The sequence below is a fragment of the Streptomyces sp. NPDC107559 genome (genome assembly GCF_055657365.1).
Map to the genome: position 1 here is coordinate 716,302 of NZ_JBVKBD010000001.1, position 26,825 is coordinate 743,126.

Here is a 26,825-nt window from a genome sequence, read left to right on the forward strand (position 1 = left end):
CAACCCCTGAAAGAGGATGTTTCATGAGTACGGCTAGTCCGGACGCCCGTCGCGGCAACCCGACACTGACACTGGTGGCGGTCTGTCTCGCCGTCCTGGTTCTGCCCGCCTCGCTGACCGGTACCTCCGTCGCGCTCCCGGAGATCAACTCCGATCTGCACGTGGGGCTCGCCTCGCTGCAATGGGTGGTCAACGCCTACAACCTGGCCTTCGCCTGCTTCATGCTGGGCTGCGGCTCCCTCGCGGACATCGTGGGTCGGCGGCGGATGTTCACCGCCGGTACCGTCCTGTTCGCGCTGTCGACGCTGGCCGGCGCGATCACGTCGAGCATCGTGGTGCTCGACGTGACGCGTGCGCTCGCCGGACTCGGGGCCGCCGCGGTGATGACCTCGGGCGCCGCGATCCTGGCCACGACGTTCGAGGGCGCCGCCCAGGCGCGAGCCTTCGCGATCCTCGGCTCGTCGGCCGGTGCCGGTCTGGCCCTCGGCCCGTCGACCGCGGGCCTGCTCGTCGACGCCTACGGCTGGCGCTCGGTGTTCCTCTCGCACCTGGTCATCTCGGTGCTCGTGCTCCTCGCGGTGCCGATGATGCCGGAGTCGAGGAACCCCGCCGCGACGAAGGTCGACTGGGCCGGCACCACCACGTTCACGCTCTCCCTGTTCTGCCTGATGTACGCCATCGTCCAGGGCCCGCAGCAGGGCTGGACGAGCACCGGCACGCTGCTGCTGCTCGGCGCGGCCGCCGTACTGATGGCGCTGTTCGTCGTCGCCGAACTCCGGCAGAGTCAGCCCATGATCCAGCTCTCGCTCCTCAAGCAGGGCCGTTTCATGGCGGTTTCGCTGATCCCCATCGCGCTGTCCTTCAGCTTCGTGTGCCTGCTGGTGCTGCTGCCCACGTACTTCACCGGGGTCGTGGGGATGAGCGTGAACGCCTCGGGCGCCACGATGATGCTGCTCACCCTGCCCGTCCTGGTGGTGCCGCTCGTCGTCAGCCAGCTGGTCAAGAACGGCGTGTCCACCCGGCTCGTGCTCACCCTGAGCCTCGTGGTCGCCGCGGTCGGCGCGGCCTGGCTCACCCTGATCGGCCCGGACGTGTCGGTGGCCGCACTGGCCGGTCCGCTGCTGCTGCTCGGCATCTCGATGGGCATGACGGCCGGTCTGGTGGACGGCGCGGCCATCACCTCCGTGGAGCCGGCCCAGGCGGGTGCCGCCGCCGGTCTCTTCAACACGATGCGCCTGGCCGGTGAGGCCTTCGCCATCGCCGTGATGAGCGCCGTGCTGCTCAACTCGACCCGCTCGCACATCTCCGACGGCCTGCCCGCGGTCCGCGGCGCGCAGGACGTCGACGTGGACGGCGTGGCCGACCGCGTGATCGGCGGCGACCTGGCCGGGGCGGTCCACACCGTCGCCGGTTCCGCCCGCTCCGGCTTCCTCGACCTGCTCACCCGCGGCTACACCGACGGCCTGCACCTGGTGCTGTGGACGGTCGCCGTCATCTGCGCCGCGAGCGCGGTACTGGTGAGCGTGATGCTGCGCGAGCGCACCCGGCCCGCCGCGGCCGCCGAGCCCGCCGTCGAGGAGGCGGCCGTATGACCACCCCCGAGGACGCGCTCCCCGTCCTCGTGGTGGGCGCGGGACCCGCCGGGCTCACCGCGGCGACCGAACTCCTCAGGCGCGGTGTGCCGGTGCGCTGCGTGGACCGGGCCGAGGGTCCCAGCACCCTGTCGAAGGCGCTGGGCCTGTGGCCGCGGACCGTCGAGCTGATCCACCGGGTCGGCGGCCAGGAGCTGCTCGCCACCCGCGCGCTGCCCCAGTCGCAGATGCGGTACTACTCCGACGGCAAGGTCATCGCCGACCTCCGCTACAAGGCGGCGACCCGGCCGCTGATCTGCCCGCAGCCGGACATCGAGGAGGTCCTGCGGACCAACCTCGCCTCGGTCGGCGGTGCCGTGCGGTGGCGTACCGAACTGCTCGGCTTCGAGCAGCTCGACGACCGGGTGCGGGCCCGGACCCGCCACGAGGACGGCACCGAGCACGAGGAGGAGTTCGCGTACGTCGTCGGGGCGGACGGGGCGAGCAGCACCGTTCGCGGCCGGCTCGGCGTCGGCTTCGAGGGATCCACGTACGAACTGCGGTTCGTGGTCGCTGACGTCATGGTCGACACCCGCTTCGACCACCGCATGACGCACTACTTCTGCTCGCCGCGGGGCATCCTGGTGGCCTGCGGGCTGCCCGACGGCCGCTGGCGCGTGTTCACCTCGGCGCCGCCCGGGGTGAGCCAGGAGGACGTCGACCTCGCCATGGTGCAGAGCCTGGTCGACGAGCGCGGGCCCGGCGGGATCCGGCTGCGCGACCCCGACTGGATCAGCGTGTTCAACGTGCACGCGCGGCACGCCGAGACGACCCGGGCCGGCCGGGTCTTCCTGATCGGGGACGCCGCGCACATCCACAGCCCGGCCGGCGGGCAGGGCCTCAACACCGGTGTCAACGACGCCCACAACCTGGCGTGGAAGCTGGCCCTCGTCTGGCACGGACACAGCGCCGGGCGGCTGCTCGACAGCTACGAGAGCGAACGCGGCGAGGTGGCGCGCACGGTGGTGCGCCAGGCCGACGTCCAGACGAGGCTCTGGCTGCTGCGCAAGGCGCACCAGGTGGTCCTGCGCGACAACGTGCTGCGGGTCGCGTCGGGCCTGCGCCTGTTCGACCTGGCGTACATCCCGTGGCTCGCCGGTCTGCGCACGAAGTACCGGGCCGAGCCCGCGGCCGGGAGGAGGACGGCCGGCTTCGTGCCCGGCGCGCTGGTGCCGCTGCCGCTGCGCGGGGAACTCGACGATCTGCGCCACACGTTGATCCTGACCGGGCCGCAGGACGAGTCGGCGAGGGAGCTGACACGGTGGTGCCGGGACCGGCTCGGCGCGGTGGTCGACATCCGCACCGAGGCGCGGCGCGGAAGGACCGCGCTCGTGCTGGCTCGGCCGGACGGCCATGTGGACTGGATCGCCAGGGACGCCCCCGCGATGCGGGCCCGCCTGACGGACCTGTTCCGCCCCCTGCTCACCGCCCCGAGGGGCGAACGACGGAAAGTGAGGGAACACACGGTATGAGTCTCATTCCGGACAGCCACCGGGATCTGCTGGAGCGGCCGCTCTTCGGCCATCTGGCCACGATCCGGGCGGCGGGCGACGGCCCCCAGGTGAACCCGATGTGGTTCACCTGGGACGGCGAGTACGTCCGTTTCACCAACACGACGGTCCGCTACAAGTACAAGAACATCACCGCCGACCCGCATGTCGCGGTCTCGGTCAACGACCCGGACCAGCCGTACCGCTACCTGGAGATCAGGGGCGAGGTGGTCCGCATCGACGACGACTCCTCCGGTGAGTTCTTCGCGCAGCTCGCCGAGCGGTACGGCATGAAGCTGGACGGCCCGCCGCCGGACGTCGCCCACCGCATCGTCTACGTGGTCAAGCCCACGGCGGTCAGCCACCAGTGAACCGGCGGCACCGCGAGGTCAGTTGGCGTCGGCCCCCGCGGGCACGAAGTCCGAGACCCGGCCGGTGCGCGCGCCGAGCGCGCTGAGCCGGCCGAGCGCCTCGCGGTGCTGCGCCTCGTCCACGCTGGCCGTGGCGTCGGAGACGACGACCACGCCGTAGCCGAGGCGCACCGCCGTCGCGGCGGTGGACGCGACGCCGTGCGCGGTGGACAGGCCGGCGATCACCACGTCGGTGACGCCCTCGCCGCGCAGCCGGTCGTGGAGATCGGTGCCCTCGAAGGCGTCGAGGCCGTGCTTGGTCACCAGATGCTCGCCGTCGCGCGGTTCGAGACCGGGGACCAACTGGTTGGCGGCGGCGCCGACACCGCCGTCGGCGCCGTCGGCCCGTACATACCGGACGAGGACGACGGTCGAGGCGGCGGTGTCCGCGAACCGCTCGCGGAGCCTGGCGCAGGCCCCGGTCACGGCCTCGCCGCCGATCGGCTGCCACGGCATGTCGACGATCCACCGTTGCAGATCAACCAGGACAAGTGCCGTGCGTGCGCGGGTCATTCAGTTCCCCCAGGACGGATGATCAGCGGTCCACCGCACCCTACCAAGGGGAAAACAGAGCCGATGGAAAGGCAGATCGCGACGCAGGACGGGCTGCGGCTGTGGACGGAGTCGTTCGGCAGCCGCCGCGATCCCGCGCTGCTGCTGGTGATGGGCGGCACGGCGCCGGGCATCGTGTGGCCCGACGAACTGTGCCGGCTGATCGCCGCGGACGGCTACTTCGTGGTGCGCTACGACCACCGGGACACCGGCAGATCGGGGAAGTCCGACGGCGAGTACGACCTGTCGACGCTGGCCGCGGACGCCGCCGACGTGATCGTCGGGCTCGGTCTGGGCGCGGCGCACGTGGTGGGGCAGTCCGCCGGCGGCATGGTGGCCCAGTTGCTCGCGCTCGACCGGCCCGAACTCGTGCGGTCGCTGGTGCTGTTGTCCAGTTCCCCGGACGCGAACGGCGATGTGCGGCTGCCGCCGGAGACCGGGCTGCCCGGCCCGCGGCCACCCGTCCTGGAGAGGGTCGCCCGGCTCACCGCGTCCCCGCCGCGGGGGCCCGAGGAGTGCCTGGCCGCGGCGGTCGACGGCTGGCGGGTGCTGGTGGGGGACACCATGCCGTTCGACCAGGTCTACTGGGGGGACCTGGTCCGACGCGTGACGGCCCGCGGGCAGGGGCCCGACACCGCCTGGCGGCACGCGGTGGCCCTGGACCGCACGCCCCCGCTGACCGGCCGGATCGCCGCCCTCGACGTGCCGACCCTGGTCGTGCACGGCGAGCGCGATCCGGTCCTGCCGCTCGAACACGGTGAGGAACTGCGCCGGGTGATCCCGCACGCGCGCCTGTGGCGGATCGCGGGCATGGGCCACATCTTCCCGCCGCACTGGTCGCCGGCCATCGGATCGCTCGTCGTCGACCACCTGCGCCGCGTCTGACGGCGCGGACCCCGCCCGGACAGGACCACCGGGCACGACCGCCGGGCACGACCGCCGGACACGAACCGCGAACGAAGGAGACTGTGATGCGTCATGCGAACGACAGGACCGCCGTCCGGCGCGTGCGGCCGAGAGCGCACCTGGGCGGGACGGCGGGCACGCGCGCCAGGTCCGAGGCGTACGGGCACACGAGGCCGCCGTACGTCCCCGAACCCGGCGCGGGCGCCGCCGCCCCCTCGCCCGGCGGGCCTCCGGCACCCCCCGCACCCCCGGCCGCCGACACCGGAAACCCCGACGCGGCCGACGACTTCCTCCGGGTACTGCGCGCCCCGCGCCCGTCCTACGGCCTTGACGAGACGTCCTTCTCGGACCCGCTGACGGCGGCGATTTCCCGGTTCACGGGTATCGCGCCGCCGTACTCGTCCGGGCCGTGAATTCCCGGTCGATGAAAGGGTATTGAACTCGTCAAGAGTCTGTTACGAGCCCGTCGCTTTCGCGCGGTAAAGCGCCGCGCGGGGAATTCTCGTTTCGTACCGAAATCACTCCCGACGCTCTTGGACCGGCGGTACGGGACGTGAGGGCACCACTCCTCCGTGTGATGAATCGAACAAGGTGGAACTCCCGGCCCGGCATCCCCGTCACCTAGGGTGGCAGACGCATGGCTGAGGGTCCCCTTGTCCGCGCTTCGGCAATGGCGCGCTGCGCGGCACCGGGAGGCCGTGCACACGTCTACGGGGGATGACAAGAACTGCATGGTGCGAACAGAACTCGTTCCATCGCGGAGCCCCGGCGCGCCCGGCGCCGGGAACAGCTTCGGAATACTGGGAACGCTCGCCGTCCGGGTCGCCGGCAAAGAAGTGGTGGTCGATTCCGGGAAACTCCGGGTGCTGCTGGCCGCGTTGCTGCTGAGGGCGGGCTCGGTGGTCGACAACGACCGTCTCGCCGAATGGCTGTGGGACGAGCGCAAGCCGTCCAACCCGCGCGGGGCGCTGCACACCTACGTACGACGGCTGCGGATGCTGCTCGGCGACGACCTGGTGGAGACGGCGGCCGGCGGCTACCGGATCGACGTGGCCGAGGAGGAACTCGACCTGACCCGGTTCCGCCGGCTGGTCCTGCTGGCGCAGCGGACGGAGACGCCGGAGGAGCGGACGCGGCTGCTGGCCGAGGCGCTGAGCGCCTGGCGGGGCGTGCCGTTCGCGGACATCCCGTCGGACGCGTTACGCCGTGACGAGTCGCCGGCGCTGGAGGACGAACGGCTCGGCGCCCTGGAGGCGTACTTCGAGACCGAGCTCCACCTGGGCCGGCACGCGCAGCTCGTGAAGGAGCTGCGCACCGCCGCGATGGACAACCCGCTGCGGGAGAACTTCTGGAGCCTGCTGATGCTGGCCCTGTACCGCTCGGGCCGGCAGGCGGAGGCGCTGGACGTCTATCAGCAGGCCCGCCGTGAACTCGTCGAGCAGCTCGGCGTCGAGCCCGGCGAACGGCTGCGCACGCTGCACGCGGGCATCCTCGAATCGGACCCCGCCCTCGCGGCGCCGCACGGACCGCGTCTCGGAGCCGTCACGGTGCCCGCCCAACTCCCGCCCCTGGCGCTGGGATTCGTGGGCCGGGACGATGTCGTCGGCCGGATCGAGGCGATACTCCCGCCGGTCTCGGACCGTACCGGGGTCCCCGTCGTGGTGCTGTCCGGGCCGCCCGGTGTGGGCAAGACGGCGCTCGCGGTGTGGCTCGGCAGCCGGGTGCGGGGCGCCTTCCCCGACGGGCAGCTGTACGTGAACCTGCGCGGCTACGAACAGGGCGGCGCGCACGCCCCGCTCCCGCCGGACCAGGTGCTCTCGCAGTTCCTGCGCAGCCTGGGCGTGCCCGCGGAACAGATCCCGGTCGACCCGGTCGAACAGGCCAACCTCTTCCGGTCGAAGCTGACCGGGAAGAGTGTGCTGGTGGTGCTGGACAACGCGTCCGGCGTCGAACAGGTGCTGCCGCTCATCCCCGGCGACCCGGGATGCTCCGTACTGATCACCAGCAGAAGGCAGTTGCGCTCCCTCGCGGTCACGCACGGCGCCCAGGTGGTCCGGGTCGGCACGCTCAGCGAGCAGGAGTCCGCCGACCTGGTCACCGGCATGATGCGGCAGGCCGCGGTGGCGATCGAGCCGGAGGTCGTGCGCGAAGTGGCCGCCCTGTGCTCGTACCTGCCGCTCGCGCTGCGGATCGCCGCCGCCAACCTCATCGGCGCGCCCGGCGGGCAGACCGAGGACTACCTGGAGAGTCTGCGGCGCGGCAACCGTCTCGCCGCCCTCTCCGTCGACGGTGACACCACGTCCGCCGTCTCCACGGCCATCGCCCTGTCGTACGACGCGCTGACCCCGGACGACCGCGCGGTCTTCCGGCTGGCCGGGCTCTTCCCCGGCTCCGACTTCACACCCGCCGCCGTCTCGGTGCTCGCCGACATCAGCGAGGCGCAGGCACGCACCGGGCTGAGCCGGCTGGAGACGGCCAGCCTGCTGCAGCAACCCGCCCCGGGCCGCTACCAGTTCCACGACCTGCTGCGCGAGTACGCCCAGGACCGCGCGCTCGCCGAGCACGGCGCCCGGGAGCGGGCCGAGGCACTGGAGCGGCTCGGCCAGTGGTACCTGGCGGGCGCCTGCGCCGCGGCCGACGTCCTGTACTCGGAGTTCGTGCGGCTCGCCCAGCCGGAGCGCCCCAAGGCGACCTTCGAGGTGCCGCAGTTCCCGAACGAGAGCCACGCGATGGCCTGGCTGCTGGCCGAGCGGCGCAACCTGATGGCCTGTGTGCGCCACTTCGGCACGAACGGCCCGTACCACCTGTCCTGGCATCTGGCCGACGCGCTGCGCGGCTTCTTCTGGACGGGCAAGTACCGCACCGAGTGGCGGGAGACGACCGGCGTCGGCCTGAGCGCCGCCGAGAATCTGCACGACGAGCGCGGCATCGCGTCCATGCACCGCAGCCTCGCCAACCTCCACAACACGCTGGGCGACTACGAGCGGGCCATCGCGCACCAGGAGAAGAGTCTCGCGCTGCACGACCGGCTGGGCATGGCCGAGGAGGTCGCGGCCACGCTCAACAACATGAGCCTCGCCCACCTCAGCCTCGGCCGGGGCGAGCAGGCGCTCCAGGCGGCGCAGCGGGCCCTCGCCGCCGCGCACACGCTGCGGTCCCCGCGCCTGGAGGCCAGCACCCAGGGCCTGCTGGGGTTCATCCACTGGACGCGCGGTGACATGGCGCGGGCCACCGAGTGCCTCACGGCGTCGCTGGCCACCGCGAGCGGCCTCGGCCTGCACCACATCAGCTCCTACAGCCTGCGCAACCTGGGCCTGGTGCGCCAGGCCACCGGGGAACCGGCCGAGGCACGGTCCTGCTTCACCCGCGCGCTGAAGGTGTCCGAGTCCATCAACTCCTCGTACGACAGAAGCATCTCGCTGTACGGGCTGGCCCTCGTCGACCTGGACATCGGCCGGTACGAGAGCGCGCTCGACTCGGCGCAGCGAGCCCTGAGTTCCTTCCAGGAGGGCGGCGACCGCACCTACGAGGTGGAGACGCTGTGCCTGCTGTCGGCCATCGGGGCGGGCCTCGGCTCACTGGCCGAGTCGGCCTCCCACGCGGCCGCGGCGCTCGACGGCGCCCGGCAGATCGGCTACGTCGACGGCGAGGCGTACGCGCTGGCCCGCATGGCCGTCACCGACGGCCTGCTGGGCGGCCGGAACGCCGCCCGGTACGCCGAGGAGGCCCGTCTGCTCGCCGAGGGGAGCGCCAACCACATCGCCCGCAGCAAGATCCTCCTGGAACTGGCCCCGCTCCACCTGAGCCTGGACGACCCGCGCCGCGCCGAGGAGTGCGCGCGAGGCGCGATCGCCCTGTCCCAGCCGACCGCGCAGCGCCTGAACATCGCCAGGGCCAAGCACGTCCTGGGCGCCGTCGCCGAGGCCGACGGCGACCACCCGCGGGCGCACGCGTACTGGACCGAGGCCCTCGAGGCCTTCACCGACATCGGCGTCGCCGAGGCCGACGACGTCCGCGCCCGGCTCGGCATCCCATCCGCCGCACGACCCCCGCTCGGGAGGGCGACCTCGTGAACACCGACACCCTTGCCGCCGACGCGCCTCGAGTCCTTGCCGGGCGGGAACGGCTGCGCCCGTTGCTGGCCGGGTCCGTCGGCAACGCCATGGAATGGTTCGACTGGGCCACGTTCGTGACGTTCGCCGCGCTGCTCGGCCCGCAGTTCTACCCGGCGGGCGACCCGGCCACGAACGTCCTGCAGACCCTGTCGGTCTTCGCCGTCGGCTTCCTGTTCCGGCCGCTCGGCGCCGCGCTGATCGGGGCGTACTGCGACCGCCACGGCCGCAGCCCCGCGCTGCGGCTGTCCCTGCTGCTGATGGCGGCCGGCAGCCTGCTGATCGCGCTCGCCCCGCCCTACCGGACGGCCGGCGCGCTGGCCCCGGCGCTGCTGGTGGTGGCCAGGGCGCTGCAGGGCCTGTCCGCGGGCGGCGAGGGCGCGGCGATGAGCACGTACGTGAACGAGATCGCGCCGGCCGGGCGCCGCGGCCTGTACTCCAGCGCCGTCTACATCAGCACCACCCTCGGCTCCCTCGCCGCCACCCTGCTCGCGCTGCTCCTGCACGACACCCTCACCCCGGCCCAACTGGGCGGCTGGGGCTGGCGTGTGCCCTTCGCGCTCGGCGCGCTGCTCGCCCTGTACGGCTGGTACCTGCGCGGCCGGATGCGGGAGACCTCCGTCTTCGAGGCGGTGCGGGAGCGGCCGCGCAACCCCGCCCGGCAGGTGCTGCGCAGCCACCCGTGGGCCGCCGTCCGCGTGGCCGGCTTCACGCTGGGGGCGACCGTCGTCTACTACACCTTCGCCTCGTACCTGCCGCTGTACGCCCAACTCCAGTACGGAATCGGGGCGAACGCCGCACTGAAGGCCGCCGTCGTCGCGCAGGTGGTGTTCATGGCCGCGCTGCCGCTGTTCGGGGCGGCCGCCGACCGCTTCGGGCGCCGTCCGCTGCTGCTGGTCTTCGGACTCGGGTCCGCCTGTCTGGCCCCGGTGCTCTTCGGGCTCCTGTCGGGTTCGGCGGTGCGGCTGGGCGTGGTGATGACGGCGGCGCTCCTGCTGTTCGGCTGCTACGCGGGGGCCGCGCCGTCGGCGACGCTGGAGATGTTCCCGACGGCGCTGCGGTCGAGCGGTATCGGGCTGCCGTACGCGCTGACGGTGGCCGTGTTCGGCGGCACGGCGCCCTATCTGATCGAGTACCTCTCCGCGCACGGGCACGCCGGCTGGTACCCCTGGTACGTGGCGGCGCTCTGCCTGATCAGCACGGTGTCGTTCCTGCGCTACCGGGAGACCAAGGACGTGGACCTGACGGCCGTCGGGGCCCGCTAGCCGCCCGCCCCGCGTTAGCCGTCCGTCCCGCGGTGGGCGTCCGTCCCGCGGTGGGCGTCCGTCCCGCGGTGGGCGTCCGCCCGTGGTGGGCGTCCGCCCGCGGCCGGCGTCCATCCGCGGCCGGCGTCCGCCCAGCGGGCCGGCGTCCGGCCCGCCTCACCCCTCCCGCCAGCCCCGGCTTTCCCGTCCGTGTCCCACGGCCGTCTCAGCGGTGACCCGTCCCAGCAGGTCACAGGGGTGGGACTGTCCCGGCGTCCCAATCCGGCGGCAAAAGGATCTGCTGCGCGGCAACCGCTGCCAGCATGATCCGCGCCGGGGCTCCCGGCGACTCACAAGAGGGGAACACAGATGGGACAACGGACGCTTCTGCGGGGCCTGACCCTCGCCGTGGCAGCGGTCCTGCCCCTGTACGGGCCCGTGGTGGCGCAGGCGGCGCAGTCCGCCGCGGCCGCCGCGGTCGCGGTCTGCGGGCACACGAGCGCACAGCCCACGCTGCAACGGGGATCGACGGGGGACTCGACGGTCGAGGCGCAGTGCGAGCTGAACCTGGCGACGAAGCCGAGCCGGTACACACCGATCGCGGCCGACGGCTCGTTCGGATCCGGGACGGAGACGCGCGTCAAGGAGTTCCAGCGGTGTGCCGGGCTGGACGCGGACGGCGTGCTCGGCCCGCAGACCTGGGCGGCGCTGAACACCTGGGCCGCCCAGCCGCACACCTGCGCGACCCAGGGCACCTCGGCCACGGCGCAGGCGGCCGTGTGCGGTCACACCGACACCCGCCCGAGCCTGCAGAAGGGCGCGAAGGGCACCGAGGTCGAAGAGGTGCAGTGCCGGCTGAACCTGGCCATGGAGCCCTTCCACTACCCGCCGCTGACGATCGACGGCGACTTCGGGGGCGGCACCGAGAGCCGGGTCATCGAGTTCCAGCACTGCGCCAACCTCGGTGCCGACGGCGTCGTGGGCCCCAACACCTGGGCGAAGCTGGTGGACTGGTCCGGCCGCAACACGTACTGCACGCCGCCGCGCCCCGCCGGCTACCCGATCGACGGCCTGGACACCGCCAAGTACCAGCACCCCGGCGGCGCGGCGATCGACTGGAAGGCCGTGAAGGCCTCGGGTGTCGAGTTCGCGACGGTCAAGGCCACCCGCGGCCTGAACGTCACCGACGAGTACCTCGCCACCGACCTGCCGGCGGCCAGGGCGGCGGGATTGGCCGTCGCGCCCTACCACTTCTACACGGGCACCGCGGCCGGCACCGGCGCCGCACAGGCCGACCGGTTCATCGCCGCCGTGAAGGCCACCGGCTACACCGGACAGCGCGCGGGCGACCTGCCGCCGGTGTTCGACCTGGAGCGCATGGACGACGGCAGCGGACGCTGCCCCACCTACGGCACGGTGGCCGACGCCAAGGCCTGGCTCGACAAGGTGGAGGCGGCCTTCGGGCGGACCCCGATCATCTACACCCAGAAGTCCTTCCTGGACGACTGCCTGGGCTCGACCACCGCCTTCGCCCGGTATCCGCTGCAACTCGCCGACTACCGCCAGTCGATCACCCAGCCGCCGGTGCCGAACGGCTCGACGACCTGGGCGATGTGGCAGTACACCGACGCCGCGCTCTTCCCGGGCGTCAAGGCACCGGCCACCGCGGACGTCTTCAACGGCACCCAGGCCGATCTCGACCGGCTGGCCAACCGGTGACCCCGGACGCAACGAGGAGGACCCCCATGACCGGCCGATCCGCCCGCGCGTCCCTCGTCGGCCTGCTCGTCGCCCTGGGCTTCGCCGTTCCGGCGCCCGCCTCGGCCGCCGGCTCCGCCGCCGCCGCGACGAGCTGCTACGGCGGGGCCGTCACGGTCCACTACGGGGAGGTGCTCGACTTCGGCCCGTACCGGACCACCAGCCGCTGCAACGACATCAACATGCGCATCGTCGGAGGCGACGCGGAGTACGTCGTCGCCTGCGTGAAGTTCGAGAAGACCGGCGTCTGCAACCGCTGGACCAATGTCGGCTGGAGCTGGACGACCATCGCCACCGACGTCCTGGACGGCACCCGGTTCACCGTGCCCAACGGCGTCGACCTGGAGGGCAGTTCCGCCACCCTCCAGATCGCCTTCTGACCCCCCACCCGAACGGAGACCACCATGACCGCAAGCAGAGTGTTCGCCTCGGCTCTGTGCACCGCGGCCGCGCTCCTGGGCGCGGGCGTCGCTCCCGCCGCCGCCTCCGCGCAGCCCTCGGCCGCCGCGACGAGCTGCTACGGCGGCGCCAAGACCCTGACGTACCACTACCAGGCGGCGGCCAAGGAGTACGGCACCTACACCACGTCCTCGCGCTGCAACGACATCAACATGCGGCTCGTCACGGACGTCCCCGGGGTGTTCCTGGACGCCTGCGTGGTGTTCACCGACCACACCACCAAGTGCAACAACGACGACGCGTACACCACCCACGGTACCGAGTGGGCGACCGTCGCCACCGACGTCAAGGACGGCACCCACTTCGTCCTGCGCGTGCACGCCTACGACATCGACGCGCAGAACGTGACGTTCCAGATCGCCTACTGACCTTCTCCCGCACGACCGCTCTCCGAAAGGACGACACATGACCTTCTCCTCCCGTCCCATGGACCGCCGCAGCATGCTGCGGGGCACGCTGGCCGTCGGTGCCGGCGTCGCGTTCGGCCAGCTCCTGTTCTCGGGCACCGCGCAGGCCTATTCGTGGTCGCGCACCCTGAACCAGGGCGACACCGGCGCCGACGTGACCGAGCTGCAGATCAGGGTCGCGGGCTGGGCGGCGGACAGCGCCAGCCACAGCCGGGTCGGCATCGACGGCGACTTCGGCCCCGGCACGGCCGCGGCGGTGCGCCGGTTCCAGGCGGCGTACGGGCTGACCGCCGACGCCAGCGTCGGACCCAACACCCAGGCGAAGCTCAACGCGCTGGAGCAGTCGGACGGTTCCACGCTCCACTTCAACTGGAGCGAGTTCTACAACCAGACGGACGGCACCTTCAACGGCGGCAAGGTGAGCGCGTCGCAGGTCAAGGAGAACGTCCGCCGCTGCATGTACAAGCTGGAGGCGCTGCGCAAGAAGCTGGGCGACAAGCCGATCACGGTCAACTCCGGCTTCCGCAACATCGCGCACAACGCCGAGATCGGCGGCGCCAGCGACAGCATGCACCTGTACGGCACCGCGGCCGACCTCGACGTTCCCGGGGTGGCCACCAAGACCGTCTACCAGAAGGCGGAGACCTGCGGGTTCTCCGGGCTGGAGACGTACACGGTCGACCACCAGCACGTCGACAGCAGGGCCGACCTCGGCCGCGACTGGTGGTGGCAGGACGGTACGGTCTGACGCCGCTCCGGACCGTCCGTAGCAGGCGGCCCCGGGTACCGCGGCGGCGGTACCCGGGGCCGCCTGGCCTCAGCTCTTCGGTGCGTCCGTCGGTGCGCTCCGCAGCGCCGCCTCGCAGGAGGGCCAGTCGTGGAAGTCCCGCCGGGCGCTCCACAGCCGGTGGGCCGCCTCGATGTTCCACGCCGGGTCGAACGCCCGCAGCGGTGTGCCGCCGAGCTCCCGCAGCCGGGCGTCGGAGATCTGGAACACGCCCCAGTTGCGGCTGCCGTTGGTGTTGGGCAGCACCCACAGCGGGTCGAGGAACGAGGCACAGCGGGCGATCGCCACGGCGGTGTCGGGATCCTCGGTGAACACCTCCCGGATCCGCTGCGTCACCCGGTCCGGCGACCAGGTCGCCATGCTCACCTTCTGCGCGTAGAGCGCCTTCTTGGTGGCGTCGTCGACCACGTTGGTGGCCGTCATGCCCGCCAGCACCTGGAACGCGGTCAGCCGGCGCAGCGTCTCCGGCCCGAAGTCCCCGTCGACGGCGAGCCTGCCCTTCGCCCGCACCAGCAGTTTCTGGACCTCGCGCACGCACTCGTCGTGCTGTCCCATGCTCACCGACCTGCACGCCGGGGAGTACAGCAGCCCGTCGTCGGCCGTCGGCGAGGCACTGGCCGAGTGCCCCGCGGGCAGCCATACGAAGCCCGCAACCAGCGCCACCGCGACCACGGCCGCCAGGACCGCGAAACGGGAGGACAGCTTCTCGGGCACCCGGTACCGGCGTGGTCGCCCCGCCCCGTCGGGAGCGGCACCCGGCGGGGTGCCTCCGGCCGGTCCGGCGCCCGTCCGCGCGGGGGCGGAGGGTTCGTCCGGGGCCGCGGCCGGTTCCGGGTCCTCCTTGGCGGTCGCGGCCGGTACGTCCCGTTCGGCGTCCGCCAGCGCCCACAGCCGGTGGAGTTCGCGGAGCTCCTCCGCGCTGGCGCCGCAGGTCTTGGCGAAGGTGTGCACCACCCGGTAGTCGGCCGGGACGCTGAGACCGGAGCAGTACCGGTGCAGACTGGAGCCGCTGACGCCCGCTTCCTTGCCCAGACGGTCGTAGCCCCGGCCGCTGCGGTCCTTCAGCAGCCTGAGACAGGCGGCGAACTTCTCGGTCTGCGGAGAGGTAACCACACATCCACCCTTGCTCGGGCCCCTTCTGACGGGGAGAAGCTACCGGCTGGGAAGAGGCTGTGTGTGTCCTTTCACTTTCGAAACCCGACCGCCAACTCCCTTTTGCGCGACAGTATTTGAAGGAGTAACGACCAGTTGCGCCCATTCGCCGCCTTGTGCGTCCGCCCGTCCGTCCGGTCCGGGCGGCGCCGGTCACGGCGGCCGGGCAACCAGGAGCGGGCCTCGCGGGTCTAGGCAGCGTGACACTCCAGCGGGTTCCGCCGTGAGAGGCCGGCGGGGCCAAGGCTCCCGAAGGGGGATTCCATGCGCATCCGCCCGGCCATGACCGTCGTGTCCCTGGCGACCCTCGTGTGCGTATCGGTGATCCCGGCGGCCGCCCAGGCGGCGGGCCGGGACACGTCCGGAGCGACGACGTTCTCGAACGTCGTCGTCAACGGCGGCAAGGACATCGTGCTGGGCCTCACCACCCGCACGACCGTCACCCTGACCTGGACGGCCACGGACCCGGACGGCGTCGCCGCGTCCTGGGCCTACCTGTGGCACGGATCCGACACCGATGATGCCGACGGCCGCCTGCCGGTCTACCCGCCCGCGGGCACCTGCACCGTCTCGCCCGCCGACCCCGCCGTCTCCACCTGCAGGGTGAGCTTCGCCGTGAACGCCCGGGACCTCCACCACAACGCCCTCGCCGGCACCTGGAAGGTACTCGCCGAAGCACAGGACAACGGCGACGACTGGACGGCCGTCGACGTCGCGGGCACGGCGTCGGTCGAGCGGTACGCCAAGGTGACGGTCAACGCCTCGCCCGAGCCGGTGAAGAAGGGCCGGACCGTCACGGTCACCGGCAGGCTGACCCGCGCCAACTGGGAGAGCGGCACCTACACCGGCTACGCGGGCCGGCCGGTCGCGTTGCAGTTCCGCAAGAAGGGCAGCACCACCTACACCACCCTCAAGACCGTCACCAGCGGCAGCGGCGGCACGGTGAGGACCACCGTCAAGGCCGGGACCGACGGCTACTACCGCTTCCGCTTCGCCGGTACGACCACCACCGGACCGTCCACGGCGGCCGGGGACTTCGTCGACGTGAGGTGAGAGCACACAGAGGCGCCTCGCGGGGCGAAACCCCGCGAGGCGCTGAACTGATCTGAACGGTCAACCCTGGGTTCCACCCTGGGTGTTGCCGCCGCCGCCGCCACCCTGCGTGCCGCCTTGGGTGTTGCCGCCGCCGCCACCCTGCGTGCCGCCTTGGGTGTTGCCGCCGCCGCCACCCTGCGTGCCGCCCTGGGTGTTGCCGCCGCCGCCACCCTGGGTCCCGCCCTGGGTGTTGCCGCCGCCGCCACCCTGGGTCCCGCCCTGGGTGTTGCCGCCGCCGCCACCCTGCGTGCCGCCTTGGGTGTTGCCGCCGCCACCGCCCTGCGTGCCGCCCTGGGTGTTGCCGCCGCCGCCACCCTGGGTCCCGCCCTGGGTGTTACCGGTGCCACCGCCCTGCGTGCCGCCCTGGGTGTTACCGGTGCCACCGCCCTGCGTCCCGCCCTGGGTGTTGCCCCGGCCGGCACCTTGCGTCCCGCCCTGGGTGTTGCCGACAACCTGCTTGCAGACCCGCTGCGTGCGCTGCTGATTGAACTTGCAGACCGTCTTCTCGACCTGCGTCTGAGCGCTGCTCGGTGCAGGCGCCGCTGAGGCAGGGGCTGCGCCGACCGTGGCGAGTCCTCCGGCGATCACCATCGACACGATTGCTGTGGCTGTCTGCTGCTTCCGACTGAGCCGCACGACGTGCTCCTTTTCTCTTTGCGTGAAGCGATGCTTGCTTCGGCTTTCAGTGCTGTCTGACGCGGACCGCCGACCGCCTGGGGAGGCGCAGCGAATGAACCGCGGATTTAGTTGGTCTTCGCGCACCTCAAGGCGTTGTCGTCGTGGTGTTGCCGGTCGGTGTTCCGCTCTGGGTGGTGCCGGTGGTGCCGGTGGTGCCGGTGGTGCCGGTGGTGCCGGTGGTGCCGGTGGTGCCGGTAGTGCCGGTAGTGCCCGGGGTCTCGGTAGTTCCCGTGGTCCCGGTGGTCCCAGTAGTGCCTGTGGTCCCGGTGGTCCCAGTAGTGCCTGTGGTCCCGGTCGTGCCGGTAGTGCCTGTGGTTCCGGTGGTTCCGGTAGTGCCTGTGGTTCCGGTGGTTCCGGTCGTGCCGGTGGTCCCGGTGGTTCCGGTCGTGCCGGTAGTGCCGGTAGTGCCGGTGGTGCCGGTGGTCCCGGTGGTCCCGGTCGTGCCCGTGGTCCCGGTGGTCCCGGTGGTCCCGGTGGTCCCGGTCGTCCCGGTAGTGCCCGTGGTCCCGGTCGTGCCGGTCGTGCCCGTGGTCCCGGTGGTGCCGGTGGTCCCGGTGGTTCCGGTCGTGCCCGTGGTCCCGGTGGTGCCGGTCGTCCCGGTCGTGCCCGTCGTCCCGCCCTGGGCGTTGCCGGTGCCGCCCTGGGTGCCGCCCTGGGTCTGGGTGTTGCCGGCCCCGCCCTGGGTGCCGCCCTGGGTGTTGCCCTGGCCGCCGATCTGGGTCCCGCCGATGGTGTTGCCGGTACCGCCGTTGATCGTGTTGTTGACGATGTTCGTGACGTTGTTCGTCACCTGGTTCACCACGGAAGCCGGCAGGCCGAGCTGCTGCGCCGCCGTCTGTGCCGCCTGCCGCCCGATCGCGGTGGCCTGTGCCGCGGACGCGCCACTGCGTACCGCCTGCTGTGCGGCTGCGGTCCCCTTCGCGGTGGCCGCTGCGGCGCCGGCGCTCGCTGCCGTGCCGGACGCGGTCCCCGACGACGTGCACTTGACGGTGCCCAGGGAGATCGGGCCGCTGGCGGAAACCGTGGCCTTGATGTCTCCGGTCGCTCCGGCGGAGGTCCTGAAAACGGACTTTCCGTTGCTCATGACGTCGTACATCTGATTGGGGGTGAAGCCGGTGCCGGTCACCGTCCCGCCCTGCAGCTTGCATGTCGCCGCCGGGGCAGCCGTCGGACCGGTGGCGGCCTGAGCGGCTGGAATGGAGCAGACGACCGATCCCGCGGATATCACCGCTGTCACCGCCGCTGCCAGAATTCCCTTTGCCATGGAATTCCTCCTCCAGGGAGTCGAATATATTTCGGCTGCTCCGTACGGTCGACGACGCGACCCAGTCCGATGCTCGCCTCGCGTGTCGGCTGAGTCAACTGGAATCCCAGGTCGGAGAATATTCGATCACCTCGGCTGTCACCGGAAATGCCCACACGTGAGGCAAGGGACCGACGTAATCAATAAGCGAACCGGTGTCGGTGCTGTGGGTGGAATTAACCACATGCCGAGGGCGGAATTGACCACACGTGGTGCGCGGTGCCGGGCGGTACGCCTCGGCGGCACGGGCCCGCTCGCCGCGGAACCGTCGCGCACCCGCCCGTACACCCGCCCGTATGGGCCGCCGGGAGTGCTGCGCCCCGCGCGAGGACCGACGCTGGGAATGGACGGCAGGAGCCGCCGGCCGGTCCGCCCCGCCCCGTCATGCGGCCGGGGCCCCCGCCTACGCTGGAGCCTTCGATGAGCCCGTCGGTGACGTCCCTGGCCGTTGTCTGCGACTGGCCGTTGCTCCGGTCCGGTCTGGCGCAGGCGATCAACACCCAGCCGGACCTCGAGATCACGGCCTTCGTGAAAAGCGTCGAAGACCTGTCCCACAAGGAGAACGTCGCGGACATCGCCATGCTGATCAACCTGCAGATGTCCGATCAAGTGGCGTCCGGGCAGGTCGCCCGGCTGCACCGGCAGGGGTACGCGGTCATCGTGCTGTCGATCTCGGAGACGCAGTCCGACGCCGTCCTGTGCATCCAGGCCGGCACGCGCGGGTATCTGAGCCGGCACACCGACGACACGGAGCTGGTGACGGCCGTCCGCGCCGTCGCCGCGGGCAGCAGCTACTTCGGCGCCAGTCTCGCGGGCCACAGCCTGCCCGCGCCGCCCCCGCGCATCACCCTCCGGGAGAGGCAGATCCTGCAACTGGTCGCGGGCGGCTCCACGGATCGCGAGATCGCCGCCGAACTGAACATCACCGAGAACACCGTTCACACGCACTTGGAGCGACTGCGGAGAAAGAGCGGCTCCCGGCGCAGGGCCGATCTCACCCGGCTGGCACTCAAATACGGTGTATTGGGAGACCGGTCCGCCGAGTGACCCGTCAGGTCGGGTGGATGTCGTCGAGGCTTTCGACGGTTATCGTGGCCGGCGGATTCGATGGCCTGGGCACCTGGACGAGAAACGGAACGTAGACCATTTCGCCGTGCCGGAATTCGGCCTTCGCCGATATTCGATAACACACGATATCCGCCGGATCACTGCGCGTGGCATAGCAGCGGAGCGCCGATTCCGCGGCGGGGTTCCCCGGACTGTGTGCCGCTGCGGGGGGCGCGGCCGACACCGCGATGACGCTCGCGGCCGCGGATGTCACTGCCAGGACTGCGACTGCTTGGATTCTTCCTCGCATGGACCTGCCTCCTCCTGCGAGGGCGGGTCCGGATCACCCGCTCATGTGTCGAGAGTCGGCCCGCTTCCGATCCTTGGCCCGCGTGTCGGTCGAGTCAACTCGACCCGGCGCCCCGAGGCGCCGGGTCAGTGGTGGTGGCCGGGCCCGGGCGGCGGCGGCAGCGCGGTCCGCGGGGCCTCGCCCGGCCAGACCAGCAGCACGGGGCACGGGGCGTGGTCGACCACGAAGCGGGTGGCCGGGCCGAGGCTGTGCGGGCCGAGGCGGGTGCGGTCGCCGTCACGGGCCAGGACGAGCAGATCGGCGCCCTCGGCCGCGAGGACGACCTCGTGTTCGACGCGTCCGCCGCGCTCCACGCGGACGCAGTCGCGCCCGAGGCGGTCGGCGGCATCCTGAAGCAGCCGGTGGGCCGCGTCGGCGGCGAGGTGTTCGAGCCGGGTGCCCGGGTCGCGTTCCCGGTGGCCGCGGCCCAGCAGACCGGCGAAGGCGCCGTGGACGGTCTCGGCGAGCGCGTCGTCGTTCACGTACAGCAGCACGATCTCCTCGTCGGGGGCCGTGCGGGCGAGGGCGGCGTCGACGCAGGCGGGCCAGGTGCCCTCGGTGATCCAGACGATGGCGCTCATGGGGCGGCTCCGGGAGCGGAGGGGCGGTTTCAGGTGCCGATGGTGTGCAGCATCCCCCACAGGGCCAGGGTGGACGCAAGAAGCGTGGCCGGTACGGTCAGCAGGCCGAGCCGGGTGAACGGGCCGAGCTCCGCGCGGGTGCCGTGGGTGTGCAGGATGCGCCGCCACAGCAGGGTGGCGAGGGATCCGACGTAGGTCAGGTTGGGGCCGAGGTTCACGCCGATCAGGACCGCGAGGACCGGTCCGGGACCGTGGGGTGCCACGAGGGGCAGCAGGGCCAGGACGGCGGGCAGGTTGTTGATCAGGTTGGCGAGGACCGCGGCCACCACGGCCACGACGAGCAGTTCGGTCAGCGAGTCCCCGGCGGGCAGCAGCTTTCCGAGCCCGGTGTCCAGGCCGTTGTCGACGACCGCCTGCACCACGATGCCCAGGGCCAGCACGAACAGGCAGAACAGCGGGGCGGCCGCGCCGACCAGTTCCCGGGGTGTGCTGCGGCGCCGGAGCAGGGCGCGGCCGCCGAGGACGAGCACGCCGCCGAGCGCCGCCCACGCCGGGTCGAGCCCGGCGAAGGACGTCAGCACGAAGCCGGCCAGCGTCAGGGCCAGCACCACGAGGGTGAAGACCGGAAGTTCGGGGCTCGGCTGCGGGCTGCCCGGCGTGGTGCCCGCGGCCAGGTCGGTGCGGAAGAAGACACGGAAGACGGCGTACTCCACGGCGATCGCGGCCAGCCAGGGCAGCGCCATCAGCGCCGCGAACCGGGTGAACGTCAGCCCGCTCGCGGAGAACGCCAGCAGGTTGGTCAGGTTGGACACCGGCAGCAGCAGGGACGCGGAGTTCGCGAGATGGGCGGTCGCGAACACATGGGGGCGCGCGCGGGCGCCGGTGCGGGCCGCGGTCGCGAAGACGACCGGGGTGAGCAGGACCACCGTCGCGTCCAGGCTGAGGACCGCCGTGGTCACCGAGGCGACCACGAACACCCCGGTCAGCAGCGGGCCCGCGCCGCTGCCGCACCAGCGCGCGACCGCCGCCCCGGCAGCCTCGAACAGGCCTTCGTCCGCGCACAGCTGCGCCAGTACGAGGATCAGGGCGAGGAAACCGACGACCGGCAGCAGACTGCGCGTCTGCGCCCAGGCGTCGTGGGGCGACACGGCCCCCAGAAGCATGACCAGCACGGCCGCGGGTACGGCGGCCGCCGCCTCCGGCCAGCCGCGCGGGCGCACGACGGCGAAGGCCAGCACGGCCAGCAGCAGCACGACCGAGACGGCCTCGAAGGCAACGGTGGTACTCAGAGCGGTCCTCCAGCGGCAGGAGCGCCTGTCGGCAACCCTGTGAACAGCGAAGCTCAAGGGTCGCACCCCGGTGGAGCCCTGCTCGACGGGACCGCGCCGGGCGGCCCGGTCCGTACGCCGGCCGGGCAGCCGAGCGGGTGTCTTCGCTGGTGCCTTCGCGGGTTCCTTCGCGTACGGTGTGCCGGTTCCGGGCCGGGTGGGGGTCAGCCGGTCGGTTCCTGCCCGGCCGGTCCGTCGCCGACCACCGCGGCCGCCATCAGTTCCGCCCGGTCCTGCGGCATCCCTCCGTGGTGCATCAGGGTGCGGGTCACGATCCGCCGCACCTCCCGCCACTGCTCCTCGTCGAGCCGCGCCACCGGCGGTTCCTCCGCCGCGGGAGCGGCGCCCGGCGGCCCGGCCTCGCCGGGGGTCCGGTGGAGCATCCGGCGGATCAGCTCCCGTGAGGAGGCGGCCGCCTTGTCCGCCAGGTACGTCGTCACCGCGCAGGCCGCGGCCAGCAGGACCGGCGTGAGCAGCTCGTGCGCGCCGGGCAGGCCCAGCCTCAGGGGTCCGTCCTCCGCCGCCGCGCGCGGTGCCGGCGCCCGCCGGGGATCCGCGAAGTACGCCATGGCCATCATGGCGAACGCCCGGCGTTCGGCGGCGACCTGTTCCGGCGCCACGGGGGCGGCCCGTTCGAGCATCCGCCGTCCCAGCTCAGCCACTTCGGCGTCGTACCCGTGTCGTGAGGTCTTCACGGCACCCCCTGATCAGAGCGTCTGTGCGAGCGCGCGGGCCTGCTCCGGCGGGAGCCGCCCGCACGGCTGCCTCGGGGGTCCAAGGTAGGAAGCGGTGGGACGGGCAAGGACGGGTACCGGTGAATCCGCGATCGCCGCCGTCCTCGTGCGGTATGCGGCCGCGCGCACACGCCCGAGCCCCCCGTCCAGCGGTGGGGCGCGGACGGAGGGCTCGGGGGGAAGGGACGGTCGGACCTACTTGTGCGTGCCCGGCGCGGGCTCGGAGGCCTTGCCGCCGCACTTGTTCACGTCGATCCGGACCACCTGGGGGTCGTGGTCGCTCGCCTGGTCGGCGAACTCGGAGTTGATGTGGACGACGTCGTAGTCGTAGTGGGTGACCGAGGGGCTGGTCAGGATGTGGTCGAGGGTCTGGCTGTTGCCGTCGTAGACGTAGCTGTAACGCTGGGCGACGGGCAGGGTGTTGATGAGGTCCGTGAGGACGGCGCCGTTGTCCGTCAGCGTCTTGACCGCGTCGGAGAACTCGTAGTCGTTGAGGTCGCCGAGGGCCACGATCCGCGCCCTGGGGTCGGCGGCGAGGAGGGAGTCGACGAAGGCGTTCTCCTCCTGCGCCTGGAGCTTGCGCTGCGTCTCCGAGGAGCGGCTGGGCTCCTGGAAACGGCCGTGCATCGGGTCGTCGCCGCCCTTGGAGTTGAAGTGGTTGGCGATCACGAAGACCGTGCGGCCCTGGAACCTGAACTCGCCCACCAGGGGCTTGCGGCTGCTGTTCCACGCGGTGCTGGTGGGGTTGATGCGGCCGGGCGAGGCGGAGAGGTGGGCCTCGCGCGTCCACCGGTCCTTGACCACGGAGACGGCGGTGGTGGAGACGTCCGTGGCCGAGGCGCGGTCCACGAAGGAGACCCGCTTGGGGTTGAAGAGGAACACCTGGCGGATGTTGCCGCCGGGCTCGCCGCCGTCCTTGTCGTTGACGGGGTTGACGTAGCGCCAGGAGTACTTCGGGCCGCCGGCCGCCCTGATGGCCGCGGTGAACTTGGTCAGCGTCGCCTCGGCGGAGACGGTGCCGTCGTCGGTGGCGCCGTTGTCGTCCTGGATCTCCTCCAGGGTGACGATGTCGGGCGAGGCGAGGTTGGTGACGACGCCCTTGGCCAGACGGGTGAACTTGTCGTCGCTGTCGGTCGGGTCGAGGTTCTCCACGTTGTACGTCGCCAGGGCGAGTTCATTGCCCTTCTGACGGCGCGTGACCTCCGGCTTGAGGCCGTTGTCGACGGCCGTGCCGGTGGTGGCGGCGGTCGGGGCGAGCAGGTAGCCGCCGAAGGAGGCGTAGTCGACCGGACCGGTGGTGGTGCCGGCCAGCTCGTCGCCGACGTTGAGGGTCGGGGTGGAGCCGTCGGCCGCGGCTATCTCGATACGGCCGGTGTTCTGCTGGTCGTAGGCGCCGTAGACGGTGCCGCCGCGCGGGGTGGGGCGCTCGTCGGGCTTGGCGGTGACGAACATCTCGCCGTAGGTGTTGGTCGCGCCGACCACGCGGGCGTCGCTGACCGAGGCGCGCATGCCCTCGAGCGACTCGTAGAAGTCCTGCGAGTAGACGGCCGGCTGGAGGGGCAGGGCCTCGATGCTGCCGCCGCCCGCGGTGGGCGTGTACACGTCCGGGATGGTCGAGTCGTCGAGGACGACCGCGGCCGGCAGGGCGTTGCCGCTGGACAGGGTGGTGGAGACCGGGCTGCCGAGCTCGGTGACCGACTGCGTGCCGGTGCCCGGGTAGTACTCGGTGACCTTGCCGCTGACCAGCACCGAGTCGCCGACCGAGACGGTCGGGGCGGCGGAGCCGGTGTAGACGAACAGGCCCTCGCTGGTGGCCGGGTCGGCGTCCGGGGTCGGGTCCTGGATCCAGTAGCCCTTGCTGCCGGTGGTGCGCACGGCGGTGACGATGCCGGGGACGCCCACCACGCTCTGGCCCTTGAGGGGCGAGACCCGGGTGGTGCCCTGGATGTCGTGGATGCGGAACGCGCCGGGCGCGGTGGGGCCGCCGGAGCCGCCGCTGCCGTCGCCGCCGCCCGCGGTCTGGCCCGCGCTGTTGGTCGGGGTGGGCGTACCGGCGGTGAAGTCGGCGGAGTTGTCGTCGGTGTCGGCCAGCGAGGCGGACCGGGACACCGAGGTCGTGTTGGTCGCGGCCGGCGCGGCGGAGCCCTCGCGGACGACGGCGGTGCCGTAGCCGAGGAGGTCGACGACATCGGGGTTGCCGGTGCAGTCGGCGACCGTCTTGCAGGTCAGCGCCGTGGTGCCCTTGACCAGGGCCACGGTGCCGCTGCCCGCGGCCATGGCGATGGAGCCGGTCGCGTCGGGGGCCGGCAGCGCGGCGGTGCCGCCGGTGCCCGCGCCCTCGCCGACCAGGTAGCTGCCGCCGGGGGCGAGCGAGCCGGTGAGGGGGGTGACCTGCCACAGCGAGCTCGCGGACGCGGAGGCCGGCAGGTACTGGACGCTGTATCCGTCGAGCGGGTACGCGGTCGTCGAACGGTTGGCCAGCTCCACGAAGTCGTTCGTCAGCGTGGCCCCCGAGTTGCCGCCGCCGCCGTACGCCTCCGATATCACCGCAGTCGACGACGGCGTGGCGTAGGCAGCGGGCAGCGGTGCCACGACGACGGCCGCGGTGGCGGTCGCGGCCACGAATGCGGCGCCGGCTACGCGCGTTGCGCTGGGTCTGTGAATCGGCACGAGGGTGACTCTCCTTCAACGTCCGCTGCACGAGCGGCACATGAGGTGCGATACGGCTGTCTGGGGCGATGCGTCGGCTGAGGTTACGCGCGTAGAAAGGGTGTATCAAGGGGTACGTCGTTAAATCTGGGGGTCCAGCCGCTGACATTCTGTGCCGAGTCGCCCTACCTGCGGTGATGTTGACGCCGGGTCAGCACGGGGCGCGGGGGATTTCCCGGCCCCGGCCGTGGGCCGCCGCCGAGGATTCCCGTTCCTTGTGCATGAGAGGTGCCTGTGTGGGCACGATGTGCTTCACCGCCGAGGTCGCGAGGGTGGGGGAGTCGGGTACGGGGCATGGGTTCCGTACCGGATGCGCAGCACGAGGAGGCGTCATGAATCGTCAGGCCCGGGTTCGTGTCCGTGTCAGCCGTCGGCCCGCCGCCCCGCGGGACGAACAGATCGACCGCAGGACGCCCTCGGGCCGGATCCTGCCCTACTGACAGCCGGCCGGGAGCGCCGGCCGGCCGGGTCCGCCGACGGGCCGGGCTCGCCGGCGGGCGCCGCTCACAGCGGCGCCCGCCAGGTCACCGTCGTACCACCACCGTCGCCACTGCCACTGCTATTGCCGCTGTCACCGTCGCCACTGTTGCCGCTGTTGCCGCCGTGGCCGTCGGCGTCGCCGTCCCGCGGTGGTGTGCCGTCGTCGTGGACCGTCAGGCGTACGCCCTCGCGGCCGTCCGGCAGCGTCGCCGTGACATCGACGGTGATCTCGACACGGGAGACCGCGGTGCGGCCCGCGGTGGCGGCCAGAGCGCGGCGCAGGGCGGCCAGCAGATGGCCGGCGGCCCGCTCCGGGACCCGGCTGTCGACGGCTCCGGTGAAGCGGACGGACGGCTGGAGGCCGAGCACGGCGGCCAGGCCCGCCGCCTCGCGCAGCACCCGGCCGCGGACCGTGACGGGAGCCTCGGCGGGCGGCTGCTGGAGGGCGAGGATGGCCGTGCGCACCTCCTCGATCGTCGACTCCAGCTCGTCCACGGCCCGGCCCAGGGTCTCCCCGACGTCCCCGGTGTCCCCGGCGTCGCTGCGGCGCCGGGCGGCCTGGACCATCATGCCGGTGGCGAACAGCCGTTGGACGACGAGATCGTGCAGGTCGCGGGCGATCCGGTCGCGGTCCTCGTAGACCGCCAGCCGTTCCCGGCCGTGCCGGGCGTCGGCGAGGACCAGGGCGAGGGCCGCCTGGGAGGCGAACTGCGTCGCCAGCAGCCGTTCCTCGGGGGTGTACGGGTGCTCGCCGCGCCGCCGGGGCAGGGCGAGGGTGCCGATCAGCCGCCCGCCGGCCTGGAGCGGCAGCATCATGCTCGCGCCGAAGCGGCGTCCCGCGGATGTCGTCGTGCGCGGGTCGCCCGCCGGGTCGTCGACGAACACCGGTTCCCCGCCCAGGAGTCGGGCCAGTACGGGATGGCCCGGCTCGATCGTGGTCCCCACGAGTCCGCCCGGGTCGTCGGGCGCCGAGGCGGTCACGACCTCCATACCGCCCCGTGCGGTGGGCTGGAGGATGACACCGGCGGCGGCGTCGGCGAGGACCCGGGCCCGGTCGGCGACCGTCATCAGCGCGTCGGCGGCCGGATCGCCGGTGAGCAGGGCGGTCGTCACGGCCGCCGCGCCCTCGATCCAGCGTTCGCGCCTGCGGGCCGTCTCGTACAGGCGGGCGTTGCCGATCGCGATGCCCGCCTGGGCGGCGAGGGCGTGCAGCAACAGTTCGTCCTCGGCGGTGAACGGGCCCCCGGCGCGCTTCTCGGCGACGTACAGCCGTCCGAACACCTCCTCGCCCACCCGGATCGGCACCTCCAGCGCACCGGGCCCGCCCGGCTGTCCGGGGCGGTCGGCGTCCGGTTGTCCGGGTTGGTCCGCATCCGGTTGTCCGGGGCGGTCGGCGCCCGGTTGTCCGGGGCGGTCCGTGTCGCGGATCTCCACGAGCCGTTCCGGATCCGGACCGGTGGTGGCGACGGCCGCGCGGCGGGCGCCGGTCAGCTCGGCGGCGGCGGCCGCGATGTGCCCGAGCGTGGTGCGCAGTTCGAGGTCGGTGCCGACGCCGAGGACGGCGTCGAGCAGGGGCGGCAGGCCCGGTACGCGCGCGTCGGCCATGGCGCTGC

Annotated in this window: 22 protein-coding genes; 13 read left to right on the forward strand and 9 right to left on the reverse strand. The window is 72.4% G+C overall.

What is annotated here, in order from left to right; genetic code table 11:
• Positions 1–23: 23 nt before the first annotated feature.
• The 3 genes from ACZ7OY_RS02970 to ACZ7OY_RS02980 are packed head-to-tail and all read left to right on the forward strand — an operon-like array spanning position 24 to position 3,492.
• Positions 24–1,592: an MFS transporter gene (locus ACZ7OY_RS02970; RefSeq protein ID WP_471909731.1), complete on the forward strand. Its 1,569-nt coding sequence runs from the start codon at positions 24–26 to the stop codon at positions 1,590–1,592.
• Entirely contained in the window at positions 1,589–3,103 is a 1,515-nt protein-coding gene (locus ACZ7OY_RS02975) for an FAD-dependent monooxygenase (RefSeq protein WP_471909732.1), read from the forward strand. The genes ACZ7OY_RS02970 and ACZ7OY_RS02975 overlap by 4 nt, the downstream gene beginning before the upstream one ends.
• Positions 3,100–3,492: a PPOX class F420-dependent oxidoreductase gene (locus ACZ7OY_RS02980; protein ID WP_351618014.1), complete on the forward strand. Its 393-nt coding sequence runs from the start codon at positions 3,100–3,102 to the stop codon at positions 3,490–3,492. Before ACZ7OY_RS02975 ends, ACZ7OY_RS02980 begins: the two co-directional genes overlap by 4 nt.
• Positions 3,493–3,510: 18 nt before the next feature.
• Here ACZ7OY_RS02980 and ACZ7OY_RS02985 read toward each other — a convergent pair whose 3' ends face one another.
• Complete coding sequence (locus tag ACZ7OY_RS02985) at positions 3,511–4,044, reverse strand: cysteine hydrolase family protein (protein ID WP_471909733.1); 534 nt, start codon at positions 4,042–4,044, stop codon at positions 3,511–3,513.
• Positions 4,045–4,107: 63 nt separating this feature from the next.
• On the opposite strand from ACZ7OY_RS02985, the gene ACZ7OY_RS02990 reads away from it, so the two are divergent.
• From ACZ7OY_RS02990 to ACZ7OY_RS03025, 8 genes are all read left to right on the forward strand, one after another.
• On the forward strand, positions 4,108–4,968 hold the full coding sequence (locus ACZ7OY_RS02990) for an alpha/beta fold hydrolase (protein WP_471909734.1): 861 nt from the start codon (positions 4,108–4,110) through the stop codon (positions 4,966–4,968).
• Positions 4,969–5,054: 86 nt separating this feature from the next.
• Positions 5,055–5,402, forward strand: a complete 348-nt coding sequence (locus ACZ7OY_RS02995) for a hypothetical protein (protein WP_471909735.1) — start codon at positions 5,055–5,057, stop codon at positions 5,400–5,402.
• 426 nt (positions 5,403–5,828) lie between these two features.
• Complete coding sequence (locus ACZ7OY_RS03000) at positions 5,829–9,062, forward strand: AfsR/SARP family transcriptional regulator (protein ID WP_471909736.1); 3,234 nt, start codon at positions 5,829–5,831, stop codon at positions 9,060–9,062.
• A complete protein-coding gene (locus ACZ7OY_RS03005; protein WP_471909737.1) occupies positions 9,059–10,366 on the forward strand; it encodes an MFS transporter in 1,308 nt (435 codons plus the stop codon). The genes ACZ7OY_RS03000 and ACZ7OY_RS03005 overlap by 4 nt, the downstream gene beginning before the upstream one ends.
• 348 nt (positions 10,367–10,714) lie before the next feature.
• On the forward strand, positions 10,715–12,064 hold the full coding sequence (locus ACZ7OY_RS03010; RefSeq protein ID WP_471909738.1) for a GH25 family lysozyme: 1,350 nt from the start codon (positions 10,715–10,717) through the stop codon (positions 12,062–12,064).
• 26 nt (positions 12,065–12,090) lie between these two features.
• Positions 12,091–12,483, forward strand: a complete 393-nt coding sequence (locus ACZ7OY_RS03015; RefSeq protein ID WP_471909739.1) for a hypothetical protein — start codon at positions 12,091–12,093, stop codon at positions 12,481–12,483.
• A 24-nt stretch (positions 12,484–12,507) separates the two neighbouring features.
• Positions 12,508–12,930, forward strand: a complete 423-nt coding sequence (locus ACZ7OY_RS03020; RefSeq protein WP_471909740.1) for a hypothetical protein — start codon at positions 12,508–12,510, stop codon at positions 12,928–12,930.
• A 37-nt stretch (positions 12,931–12,967) separates the two neighbouring features.
• On the forward strand, positions 12,968–13,717 hold the full coding sequence (locus ACZ7OY_RS03025; protein ID WP_471909741.1) for a D-Ala-D-Ala carboxypeptidase family metallohydrolase: 750 nt from the start codon (positions 12,968–12,970) through the stop codon (positions 13,715–13,717).
• A gap of 69 nt (positions 13,718–13,786) precedes the next feature.
• Here ACZ7OY_RS03025 and ACZ7OY_RS03030 read toward each other — a convergent pair whose 3' ends face one another.
• A complete protein-coding gene (locus ACZ7OY_RS03030) occupies positions 13,787–14,869 on the reverse strand; it encodes a helix-turn-helix domain-containing protein (protein WP_471909742.1) in 1,083 nt (360 codons plus the stop codon).
• Between the two features lie 303 nt (positions 14,870–15,172).
• On the opposite strand from ACZ7OY_RS03030, the gene ACZ7OY_RS03035 reads away from it, so the two are divergent.
• Complete coding sequence (locus ACZ7OY_RS03035; RefSeq protein WP_471909743.1) at positions 15,173–15,961, forward strand: hypothetical protein; 789 nt, start codon at positions 15,173–15,175, stop codon at positions 15,959–15,961.
• Between the two features lie 60 nt (positions 15,962–16,021).
• Here ACZ7OY_RS03035 and ACZ7OY_RS03040 read toward each other — a convergent pair whose 3' ends face one another.
• On the reverse strand, positions 16,022–16,639 hold the full coding sequence (locus ACZ7OY_RS03040) for a hypothetical protein (RefSeq protein WP_471909744.1): 618 nt from the start codon (positions 16,637–16,639) through the stop codon (positions 16,022–16,024).
• A 127-nt stretch (positions 16,640–16,766) separates the two neighbouring features.
• Entirely contained in the window at positions 16,767–17,945 is a 1,179-nt protein-coding gene (locus tag ACZ7OY_RS03045) for a hypothetical protein (protein WP_471909745.1), read from the reverse strand.
• Between the two features lie 459 nt (positions 17,946–18,404).
• On the opposite strand from ACZ7OY_RS03045, the gene ACZ7OY_RS03050 reads away from it, so the two are divergent.
• A complete protein-coding gene (locus ACZ7OY_RS03050) occupies positions 18,405–19,031 on the forward strand; it encodes a LuxR C-terminal-related transcriptional regulator (RefSeq protein ID WP_471909746.1) in 627 nt (208 codons plus the stop codon).
• Positions 19,032–19,466: 435 nt separating this feature from the next.
• Here the strand turns inward: ACZ7OY_RS03050 and ACZ7OY_RS03055 are convergent, their stop codons facing one another.
• From ACZ7OY_RS03055 to ACZ7OY_RS03075, 5 genes are all read right to left on the reverse strand, one after another.
• On the reverse strand, positions 19,467–19,961 hold the full coding sequence (locus tag ACZ7OY_RS03055; protein WP_471909747.1) for a universal stress protein: 495 nt from the start codon (positions 19,959–19,961) through the stop codon (positions 19,467–19,469).
• A gap of 29 nt (positions 19,962–19,990) precedes the next feature.
• A complete protein-coding gene (locus ACZ7OY_RS03060) occupies positions 19,991–21,250 on the reverse strand; it encodes an SLC13 family permease (RefSeq protein WP_471910365.1) in 1,260 nt (419 codons plus the stop codon).
• Positions 21,251–21,453: 203 nt separating this feature from the next.
• Positions 21,454–21,984, reverse strand: a complete 531-nt coding sequence (locus ACZ7OY_RS03065; RefSeq protein WP_471909748.1) for a hypothetical protein — start codon at positions 21,982–21,984, stop codon at positions 21,454–21,456.
• Between the two features lie 234 nt (positions 21,985–22,218).
• Complete coding sequence (locus ACZ7OY_RS03070; RefSeq protein ID WP_471909749.1) at positions 22,219–24,693, reverse strand: endonuclease/exonuclease/phosphatase family protein; 2,475 nt, start codon at positions 24,691–24,693, stop codon at positions 22,219–22,221.
• 543 nt (positions 24,694–25,236) lie between these two features.
• A complete protein-coding gene (locus ACZ7OY_RS03075) occupies positions 25,237–26,817 on the reverse strand; it encodes a GAF domain-containing protein (protein WP_471909750.1) in 1,581 nt (526 codons plus the stop codon).
• Positions 26,818–26,825 lie beyond the last annotated feature (8 nt).